Here is a 9,889-nt window from a genome sequence, read left to right on the forward strand (position 1 = left end):
CGGCTTATCTTTGTTCCGCTCATGATCATCTCACGCCGAATTCTCCTGCTTGCCGCCCTGCTGTTCGTGGTCGGGCTGCTGCCCGGACAGGGATCCGGCGTATTCCCGGAACAGCGCCTGGGCGAACTGCGCGAAGAAATACACTTCGAACGGCCCGCCGCCCCCGAATTCGAGCCCGAACCCGACCGCCCCGCGGAAAGCTTCGATTGGACCCTGTTCCGCACGCCCGTCATCGTAGTACTGAGTACCGTACTGGTGGCGGGGCTGGCCTACCTCCTGTACCGGATGCGGCGTGACCTTACCGCCGGGAGCTCCCCACGGCGCGCGGAACCGGCCCCAGCCGTGGATGCCACCGCCATACAGGACGAAGTGATCGTGGAGCGGGGCGTCGCGCCGGGCCTGGTGGAACGCGCCGAAGCGGCCGGCCAGTACGACGTAGCGGTCCGCCTGCTGTACCTGGGCGTACTTAATACCCTGCAGGGCGCGGGCCTGCTCCGGTACCGCCGCGACTTCAGCAACCGGGACTACCGCCGCCAACTCGCCGGCAGTCCGCAGGCCGCGGCCTTCCGCACGGTCACGGAGGCCTACGAACGCTACTGGTACGGCGGCTACCCCCTGGATCGCCTTAGCTACCGCGTAGTCCGCACGGAGGTGGCGGCCCTGTACGCCCTGCTGCCCGCGCCGGCCGTCAATTCCCCGCAGGCATGAGGTGGCCAGCGGTCATCGCGCGGACGGCCGCCCTGCTGCCGCTTCTGCTGCTGTTCGGGTGCCCGTCGGTCGACTGGTACGAAACCTACGACCATACGGGCCGGCAGCCCTTTGACCTGTACGCCCTGCACGAATTGCTGGCGGCCCGGCCGGAGGGACTGAGGCTGCTCCGGGACTCGGCCGACCTGTCGCTTCTCGATACCGTAGCGGGCGGCACGTACGTCTTCGTCGGTCACCACCCCTACTACGGAGAGGCGGCCGTCACCTCCCTCCTCGACTTCGTGGAACGCGGCAATACGGCCTTCCTGGCTGCGGAGGATATCCCGGAAGACCTCGCCTACCACCTCCTGGGCGATGCCTGCTACTACGGAGCATTCGAGGAGGACGACCTTAACGGTACCCCGGCCCGCTACCCGGTAGTAGCGCTCGACTCCCTGGTAGCGTACCGCTACCCGACCGGCGACAGCTTCCACCTCGTCAACATCCGGTACTGGGAGCCCAATCCGGTGCCGCTGCGCACGGTGAGCGAGCGGCTGCTCTGCGATCCGGCGCTCGATATCCAGGTACTCGGCTCGCTCGATACGTTCGGCATCAATTTCCTGCGCCTCGGCTGGGGGGACGGCAACTTCTACTTTCACGCCAACCCGGTGTTCTTCACCAACTGGTTTCTGATGGACTCCACGGCCTACCGCTACCCGCAATCGGTGCTGGCCGCCCTTAACCCGGGGCCGGTCTACTGGGATGAGTACCACCGCCGGTACCGCAACGATCCTACGGCCGCCGACAGCCCGGCCGCCCGGCGCGAATACACGGGCGGACGCAACCTGCTGAGTGGCAACCAGACCCTGCGCTACATACAGCAACGGCGGGAGTTGGCCCTGGCCTGGTACCTGCTGCTGGCGGGCGTACTGCTGTACGTGATCTCGCGGGGGCGGCGACGGCAACGGATCATCCCCGTGCTGCCGGGACGGGAAAACTCCAGCCGCCGGCTCATTGATACCATCAGCCGGCTCGTACACCAGAAGGGTAATCACGCCGCCCTGGCGCAGCGGGAGCTCGCCAGCCTGCGGTTCCACCTCAACCATCGCCGTGGCATCCGCTGGCGCGAGGGGGAGGCACCGCCCGCCGACCTGTGCGACCGCTTGGGGCTGCCGGAGGATACGGTGGCGCGGGCACTGGCCCAGATTCGGGTGGTAGCACGGGGGAAGCCGCTGGAGGAGGGCGACCTGCTGCGGTTCTACCGCGCGATCGAGCCCCTGTACCGGGGCTAGAGGATCTTGATGTCGTAGCTCATTTCGTAGACCTCGTTTGGCTCCAGGCTGATAATGCCCTCCTTGTGGGTAAACTGCCCGTCGCCGGCCGCGCTATCGGCCAGGCCGATCCACGGCTCGATGCACACGAAGTCGCCCTGCGGCTTCGCCCAGATGCCGAGGTGGGTCCAGCCGGCGTAGTCGAGCTTGAGTACGGGGCCGTGGTTACGGGATTCCAACAGGACGCTGCGGGATTTCAGGTCTTTAAAGACTAGCGCATCGTGGGCGAACAGGTCGTGGGATAGCGGAAGGACGGTGCCCCCCTCGGTCCAGGGCACGTCGCGGGTACCGGTGCCGATGGTCCCCCCGTCGGTGACCTCGTGCGAGCGGCTGTCCTCGGCGTGCTCGAACCGCAACAGGTAGTCGCCGTAGGCGTCGTCCGCGAAGTGCGGTACGCGAAAGGCCGGGTGGCCGCCGAGGTGAAAGTAAATGGGCCGGTCGTCGGTATTCATCACCTCGTGGTAGATAATGAGGTGCTCGTTCCGCAGCCGGAAGGTGATGCGAAAATCGAACTGGTAGGGGTAGAGGTCCAGGGTGGCGGGACTGGAGCATAGGCGGAACACGATGCGGTCCTCCAGTTTGGAAAAGAATTCCAGGTCCGTATTATGACGAATCAGGCCGTGCTTCGGGATACGATATTGCTCCCCCTGGATCGTTGTGGCACCGTCCTTGAGGGCACCGATGATGGGAAACAGCACCGGGGCGGTACTGGGCCAGACGGCGGGGTCGCCGCTCCAGATGTACTCGCGGCCGGTTTCCCGCTGCACGAGGCTCGACAACTCCGCGCCTACGGCGTTGATCTTTATACTGAGCAGGTCGTTTTGCAGGCTGAAGTCCATCGGGATTTTGCTAAGTTGTTCCGGGGGCTAACCCCGCCACAAAGTAATCATTTAAGGCTACTTCGCTTGCGCCCCCTACCCTTCCTGCTGACTGTCCTGCTCTGCCTTCCGGTCCTGGCCGGGCGTGCCCAGCTGTCGTTGGAGCCGGCACCGGGCTTCTTCCAGACGGACCAGGACGTTCGCGTAGCGGGCGCGGCCGCAGGTGCAACGTACTTTACCACGGACGGCAGCACCCCTACCCTGCGCTCGCGCCGGTACACGGGTGAGCCGATCCGGATCGGGCGCACGGCGGTGGTGCGGGTGGCCGTCCTGCGCGATACGGGCCGGGTGGCGGAGGCCGCCGGCACCTACCTGATCGACGAACCGCGCAGCCCCCTGCTCACCCTTTCCGTAGGTATCGACCCCTGGCGGCTCTTTCACCCCCGGACCGGCTGGTTCGAGCGGGGCGAGGATCCCGACCGCCCCAACTGGGAAACCCACCGCGAGCATGAGGCACGGGTGGAAATTTTCGCTTCCGACGGCCGCACGTTGCATCGCGGCCCCATGAGCTTCCGCCTGTTTGGCGGAACGAGCCGGTCGCACCCCCAAAAGTCCTTCTCGCTGTCCGCCCGTAAGCGTGACGGTTACCCTCGGGTGGAGGCTCCCCTCTTCGGTCCGGACGCACCGGATGACTTTCGCTTCCTGGTAGTGCGCAACGGTGGCTCCGACTGGGGGCGCAGCTACCTGCGCGACGCCCTGCTGACGGGGCTGCTCGTGGATCCGAGCTGGGACCTGGATAAGCAGGCGGCCCGCCCGGTCCGGGTCTATCTCAACGGCCGCTACTGGGGCCTGTACCACCTGCGGGAGAAGATCAACCCCCGCTTCCTGGCCGACCACCACCCCGGGGTCGACAAGGACTCCCTCAGCCTACTCGAACACGCGTTCACCGCCAAGCACGGGACCACCGACGCCTACGGTCGGCTGCTAGACTACATCAGAGAACACGACCTGAGCGACGCCGGGGCTTACGCGGAAGTGGGCCGGCAGATGGATATCGACAACTTTCAGCGCCTGCAGATCGCCCAGACCTACTTCGACAACCGGGATGCCGGGGGCAATATCCGCTACTGGCGGCCCGACGGCCCCGGGCAGCGTTTCCGCTGGATCCTCTACGACGTCGACCAGGGGTTCGGGCTGCACCGCGATACCGGGTGGACGGCCAATACCCTGGAAACCTTCATGGCAGCCGACGGGCCGGCATGGCCCAATCCGCCCTGGTCCACGCTGATTCAGCGCAGTCTCCTCAAGAACCCCGGCTATCGACGGAATTTCGTAAACCGTACCCTGGATTACCTCCATACCGATTTCAGTGCCGAGGCCGTTACCGAGCGCATCGATGCCCTAGCAGCCGGGATCGAGCCGGAAATGCCCCGCCACCTGGAGCGGTGGGAGCAGCGGGAACCACGCTGGCGGTATCACGTCGACCAGTTGCGGCGGTTTGCGCTCTACCGGCCGCGTTACCTGCGGGAACACCTGCGCGCCATATTCCGGGGGGGTGCGGACCGGGCGGTCGGGCTTTCCGCAAGTCTGGGCGGCTACGTGGTACTCAACGATAACCTGCAGGTAGGTACGGACGGAATCAGTGGCAATTACTTTTCGCGCTACCCCTTGCACCTGCAGGCCGTGGCCGAACCCGGCTTTCGCTTTACCGGCTGGGAGGGCGTGGATACCGGGAAAGCCAGCTTCGACCTCGACCTGACGGAGGCCGGCCCTTACCGGCTCAGGGCCACCTTCGAGCCCGCCCGCCACCCGGCCGCCGACCAGATCATCATCAACGAAGTGAGCCCCCGCAACCGCGTCACCGGGGACTGGCTGGAGCTGCACAACCGCGGCGAGACCACCGTCGACCTCACCGGCTGGTTCCTGATCGACGCGAGCGACCGACGCTACGCACTGCCGCCCGCCCGGCTTCGCCGGGGGGCCTACCTCGTCGTCTGTGAGGACCGCGAACGGTTCCAGCGCGTATACCCGCAGATCCCCGACGTGGTGGGTGACCTGCCCTTCGGACTTAACCGAATCTCGGACCGTATCGGGCTGTATGCCGCCGACGGAAGCTACGTCAACGCGATCAGCTACCAGCTCGGGGAGACCGCCGATACGGTATTCACCTACGCGCTGGCCCTTCCGGGGCTCGACAACGGGCGCCGGGAGCACTGGGTCCGGGAGGCCTCCTCCGGAACGCCCGGGACGGCCAACCCCGAGCACCTGCAGTCGTCGGTCATGACCCGCCAGCGCTTCTGGCTGCGGGTAGGCGTCGGCGTGGCCCTGCTGGTCCTGGTAGGTGCCGTGCGCGTGTGGCGGGAAGCGTAGGCGGAGTGGGCGGGGACGCTATCTTGCGGCATGAAACAACGCGACGACCTGATCTACGGCCGACACCCCGTACTGGAAGCCCTGGAGGCCGGGCAACCGGTGGACAAGGTGTACCTGCAGCAGGGCACCCGGGGCGACTTCGAAAAGGAGCTGCGCCAGAGCTGTAAACAACACGGGGTGCCGATGACGATCATCCCCCAGGCCAAACTGCAGCGCATGGTGCGCGGCAATCACCAGGGGGTCGTAGCCCAGCTGGCCGCCGCCCGCTACCAGGCCGTGGCGGACGTGCTGCCCCAGATCTACGAGCGGGGAGAGACGCCGCTACTGCTGCTCCTTGACGGCGTAACCGACGTGCGCAACCTCGGCGCCATCGCCCGCTCGGCCGAAGTGTGCGGGGCCCATACCCTCATCATCCCCCAGAAAAACAGCGCCGGCCTCACCGCCGACGCCGTGAAGAGCAGTGCCGGAGCCCTGAGCCGGCTACCCGTATGCCGGGAGAAGAGCCTGGTGAATACCGTCCAGGAACTCCAGCTCAGCGGGGTACGGGTGATCGCCAGCGACCTGGCGGCCGACCGCTACCTCCACGAGATCGATTTGAGCGGTCCCCTCTGCATCGTCCTGGGCGCGGAAGACGAAGGCATCAGTACCGGCGTGGCGCGGGCGGCCGACGTCACCTTCCGCATCCCGCAGGCCGGAACCCTCAACAGCTTCAACGTATCGGTGGCCGCCGGAATCCTCCTTTTCGAGGCCATGACCGCCCGGCGCCAGGCTGCGGAAGAGCAACAGTAGGGCTTTGCGACGCGCCGCCGGCAGCGTATATTTACCGCAAATTGTTTTAAAAAGCAATGGCTACGCCCACCCAAAAGGCAGGACTTCTCGACCGCAGCATTGCCCACCTCCGGGGAATAGGGCCGGCCAAGGCCGAGTTGATGGCCAAGGAATTGTCCATCTTCAGCCTCGGCGACCTCCTTTATAGCTACCCTTTCCGATACGTCGACCGTACGCAGTTTCACCGCATTATCGACATTCTACCCGACCAGGGAAACGTGCAGGTGCGGGGAAAACTCGTCACGCTGACCAGCCGCGGCGAGAACCGCAAGAAGCGCCTGATCGGCCGGCTGCGCGACGAGAGCGGCGCCGCCCTCGAACTGGTCTGGTTCCGGGGCGTCCACTACCTCGATCGGAAATACCAGGTGGGCGAAGAGTACATCTGCTACGGTAAGGTGGAAGAATTCAACGGACGACTCAGCATCACCCACCCCGAGATGGAACCCGCGCGGGAAGCGGTGCAAGACGGTGCCGCTACCTTCGAGCCCGTCTACACCAGCACCGAAAAGCTCAACAAGCGGGGACTGGACGAGCGCGGCCGCCGCAAGCTCATCCGCAGCATCCTGGACCAGCTGTCGCCGGCCGACCTGCCGGATATGCTGCCGTCCTACCTTTGCGAGGAGCTTCGCCTGATCTCCCACTACGACGCCGTGCGGGCCATTCACCTGCCGGCCAACCAGATGGAACTCGACGCGGCCCGTCGCCGCCTCAAGTTCGAGGAGCTCTTCCTGCTGCAACTGCGGCTGCTGCAGCTGAAGGTGAGTCGCGAGGCCCAGGTAGCCGGTTATGCCTTCGGGCAGATCGGAAAATACTTCAACACCTTCTACCGGGATCACCTCCCCTTCACCCTTACGGGAGCCCAGAAGCGGGTGCTACGGGAAATCCGTTCGGACCTCGGGCGCGGGATACAGATGAACCGCCTCCTGCAGGGAGACGTGGGGTCCGGCAAGACCATGGTTGGCCTGATGTCGATGCTCATGGCCCTCGACAACGGATTTCAGGCCTGCATGATGGCCCCGACGGAGATCCTGGCCTACCAGCATTACGAATCGCTGAAGGAGTACCTGGAAGGGATGGACGTCCGCGTGGCGTTTCTGTCGGGCAACGTAAAGGGAAAGGCCCGCAAGGCCCTGCTGGACGACCTGGCGGAGGGAAAGATCCACTTCCTGGTGGGTACCCACGCCCTCATCGAGCCGCCGGTGGTCTTTCAGAACCTGGGGCTGGCCATCATCGACGAACAGCACCGCTTCGGCGTCAAGCAGCGGGCCAAACTGTGGCGCAAGAATGCCCCCTACCCTCCCCACGTGCTCGTCATGACGGCGACCCCCATCCCCCGGACGCTGGCGATGACCGCCTACGGTGACCTGGACGTGAGCGTGATCGACGAGCTTCCCCCGGGGCGCACGCCCATCAAGACGGTGCACTTCACGGAGCACCGGCGCGAGCGGGTATTCGGACGCATCCGGGAGGAGATCGCCAAGGGCCGGCAGGCCTACGTGGTCTACCCCCTGATCGAGGAAAACGAAAAGCTCGACCTGCTCGCGCTCGAAGCTGCCTACGATGAGATGCTGCATAAGTTTCCGCGGCCGGACTATCAGATCAGCGTCGTCCATGGACGGATGAAGCCGGCCGACAAGGACTACGAGATGGCCCGCTTCAAAAACGGGGAGACACAGATCATGATGGCAACCACCGTGATCGAGGTAGGGGTGAACGTGCCCAACGCTACCATCATGGTGATCGTCCACACGGAGCGCTTCGGCCTGAGCCAGCTTCACCAGCTGCGGGGCCGCGTGGGCCGGGGTGCCGAGGAAAGCTTCTGCATCCTGCAATCCAGCGTGAAGCTCAGTAAGGAGAGCCGGCAGCGAATCGATACGATGGTGGAGACCACCGATGGATTCAAGATCGCCGAAGCGGACCTCCGCCTGCGGGGACCGGGTATGATCGACGGTACCCAGCAGAGCGGCGTACTGCAGATGCGGATTGCCGACCTGGCGCAGGACGGCAAAATACTGGCCGCCGCCCGCGAGCGCGCAATCACCCTGCTCAAGACCGATCCGGAGCTTCAGCGCCCGGACCACCGCATCTTGGCCCGCTACCTTGACAAGCACTTCAAGACGATCAAGGGCTGGAGCCTTATTTCCTGATGCGTTCCGCCAAATTAAAAAGGCCCGGAAAGATGATCTTTCCGGGCCTTCGTTTTGCGGTAAGCTGCTGGCGCGGGGCCTACTGCAGCTTGACGAACTTGCGCAGCAGTTGGCGATCGCCTTCCAGGATGCGCAGGGTGTAGGTACCCATCGGCAGTTCGGTGATGTCAAGGCCGTCCTGCAGGCTGGTCGCTTCCTTCAGGTAGTCGTACTCCCGGATCTGACGTCCGTGCAGGTCGTAGATGATCACCTTCACCCGTCCGGTATGGTCGCTCAGCAGGTTGAACTGCACGCGGTCGACGGCGGGGTTGGGGAACAGCTCCACGGTAGGCTCGGTAGACAACTGGAAACTGGCGGTGGGCGAAAGTCCCGATTCAGTAGTGGAAGTATCCTCTCCACCGGTCAGGTTGGGTCCGCAGTTGATTGCCTCCCCACCCTGCCCCGAAGGCAGCACTTTATTGGTCGACAGGACCAACTTGTCAAGGATGGTGTAGGCACCGCGGTTTGCGATCCGGATCGTATGGACACCCGCCGTAAGAGCGAACGTCTTGTCGATTCCGTTGTCGTTCACCTTGATCCACTGGAGGGCCGACGTGGTGATGGGGGTTCCACCGACAAACTTGGAGAAATTCATCCAGGGGGAATCATCAATCTGTACCCAGAAGGAGGGGAACCCTCCGGTCTTCCACGCATGCATGCGGAAGAACAGGTGGTAGGTACCGTCCTCGAGTACATCAACGGTCGTGCTGATCTGGGCACCCGGAACGGTCGCCGTCGGCGCGTTCAGGTGATCTTGACCACTATACATCACGTATGCTCCCTTGGAAGCGCTGGTGGCTGCACTTTCGGCCCAGCCTAATGTCAGGGTGGCACACTCGCCTTCCAGCCAGTAGTTGCCATCGGTAACTACGGGAGTCTGGCAGGCGTCGCCTACTCCGTCACCATCCGAATCGAGCTGATCGGGATTGTAGGTATCCGGGCAGTTGTCGCCGAAGGAAGTGACGTAACCCACCGGCTGCGTACAGGCAAACTTGCCCGAGCCGGAGTCGCCGATGTTATCGCCGTCAGCGTCCTCATAGTACATGGTCTGGTAAACCACCGTAGGATCGAGGGGAGCGCAGTCGTAGATATCGGGCGTACCGTCATTGTCGTCATCGTCGTCGCAGGCGTTGCCTATTCCGTCACCGTCGGTATCGGTCAGGTCCTGGGAGTTCACCTCGGGACAGTTATCGAGCGCGTTGGCTACGAAACCTTCCGGTGCCACGCATGCCATGACCGTCGTATCGGGCGTACCGTATCCGTCACCGTCGCCGTCTGCGTAGAAGGTCGTCAGTTCCTGGTCGGCATTGGCTACCGTGGGGCAGTTATCCTCGTCGTCGGGGATTCCGTCGCCATCGGTATCTACAACGGCCGGCTCGGTAACGGTCACCGTTACGGTTTCCGTACCCGCAGCTCCGTCGTCGTCGGTAACGGTCAGGACCACATCGTAAGCGCCCGGTTCGGTGAAGGTCACCTCATCCGTCGCGATGGTGGACGTGCCGCCGGGGTAGCTCCACAGGTAGGCCGTGATGCTGCCGTCGGTGTCAGTCGAGCCCGTGGCGTCGAGGGACACCTTCAGCGGGGCTACGCCACTGGTCGGGGTGACCAGGGCAACCGCCGTCGGGGCGACGTTGGCCGGCTCGGCGACGGTCACCGTAACGGTTTCCGT

The 9,889-nt window shown here is 64.4% G+C and carries 7 protein-coding genes; 5 read left to right on the top strand and 2 right to left on the bottom strand.

What is annotated here, in order from left to right; genetic code table 11:
- Positions 1–21 precede the first annotated feature (21 nt).
- Both DQG19_RS17850 and DQG19_RS17855 read left to right on the top strand, forming a co-directional pair.
- The gene (locus DQG19_RS17850; RefSeq protein WP_116127658.1) at positions 22–708 is read left to right on the top strand and encodes a DUF4129 domain-containing protein; all 687 of its coding nucleotides are present in this window, start codon (positions 22–24) and stop codon (positions 706–708) included.
- Positions 705–1,979: a DUF4350 domain-containing protein gene (locus DQG19_RS17855; RefSeq protein ID WP_116127659.1), complete on the top strand. Its 1,275-nt coding sequence runs from the start codon at positions 705–707 to the stop codon at positions 1,977–1,979. Before DQG19_RS17850 ends, DQG19_RS17855 begins: the two co-directional genes overlap by 4 nt.
- Here the strand turns inward: DQG19_RS17855 and DQG19_RS17860 are convergent.
- On the bottom strand, positions 1,976–2,857 hold the full coding sequence (locus DQG19_RS17860) for an aldose 1-epimerase family protein (protein WP_116127660.1): 882 nt from the start codon (positions 2,855–2,857) through the stop codon (positions 1,976–1,978). The two genes, DQG19_RS17855 and DQG19_RS17860, sit on opposite strands and share 4 nt — an antisense overlap.
- Positions 2,858–2,923: 66 nt before the next feature.
- Here DQG19_RS17860 and DQG19_RS17865 point away from each other — a divergent pair, with 66 nt between their 5' ends.
- From DQG19_RS17865 to recG, 3 genes are read left to right on the top strand one after another with little or no spacing between them, the layout of a single operon-like run.
- The gene (locus DQG19_RS17865) at positions 2,924–5,206 is read left to right on the top strand and encodes a CotH kinase family protein (protein ID WP_198661799.1); all 2,283 of its coding nucleotides are present in this window, start codon (positions 2,924–2,926) and stop codon (positions 5,204–5,206) included.
- 30 nt (positions 5,207–5,236) lie between these two features.
- Complete coding sequence (rlmB, locus tag DQG19_RS17870) at positions 5,237–5,995, top strand: 23S rRNA (guanosine(2251)-2'-O)-methyltransferase RlmB (protein ID WP_116127662.1); 759 nt, start codon at positions 5,237–5,239, stop codon at positions 5,993–5,995.
- Positions 5,996–6,051: 56 nt separating this feature from the next.
- Positions 6,052–8,181 (top strand): ATP-dependent DNA helicase RecG, encoded by a 2,130-nt coding sequence (gene recG / locus DQG19_RS17875; protein ID WP_116127663.1) that lies wholly within the window; start codon positions 6,052–6,054, stop codon positions 8,179–8,181.
- Between the two features lie 79 nt (positions 8,182–8,260).
- Here recG and DQG19_RS17880 read toward each other — a convergent pair.
- Positions 8,261–9,889: PKD domain-containing protein (locus DQG19_RS17880; RefSeq protein ID WP_157974584.1), on the bottom strand; the 1,629-nt coding region annotated here is incomplete at its 5' end.

The sequence above is a fragment of the Lewinella sp. IMCC34183 genome, assembly GCF_003390915.1.
GTDB lineage: Bacteria > Bacteroidota > Bacteroidia > Chitinophagales > Saprospiraceae > Neolewinella.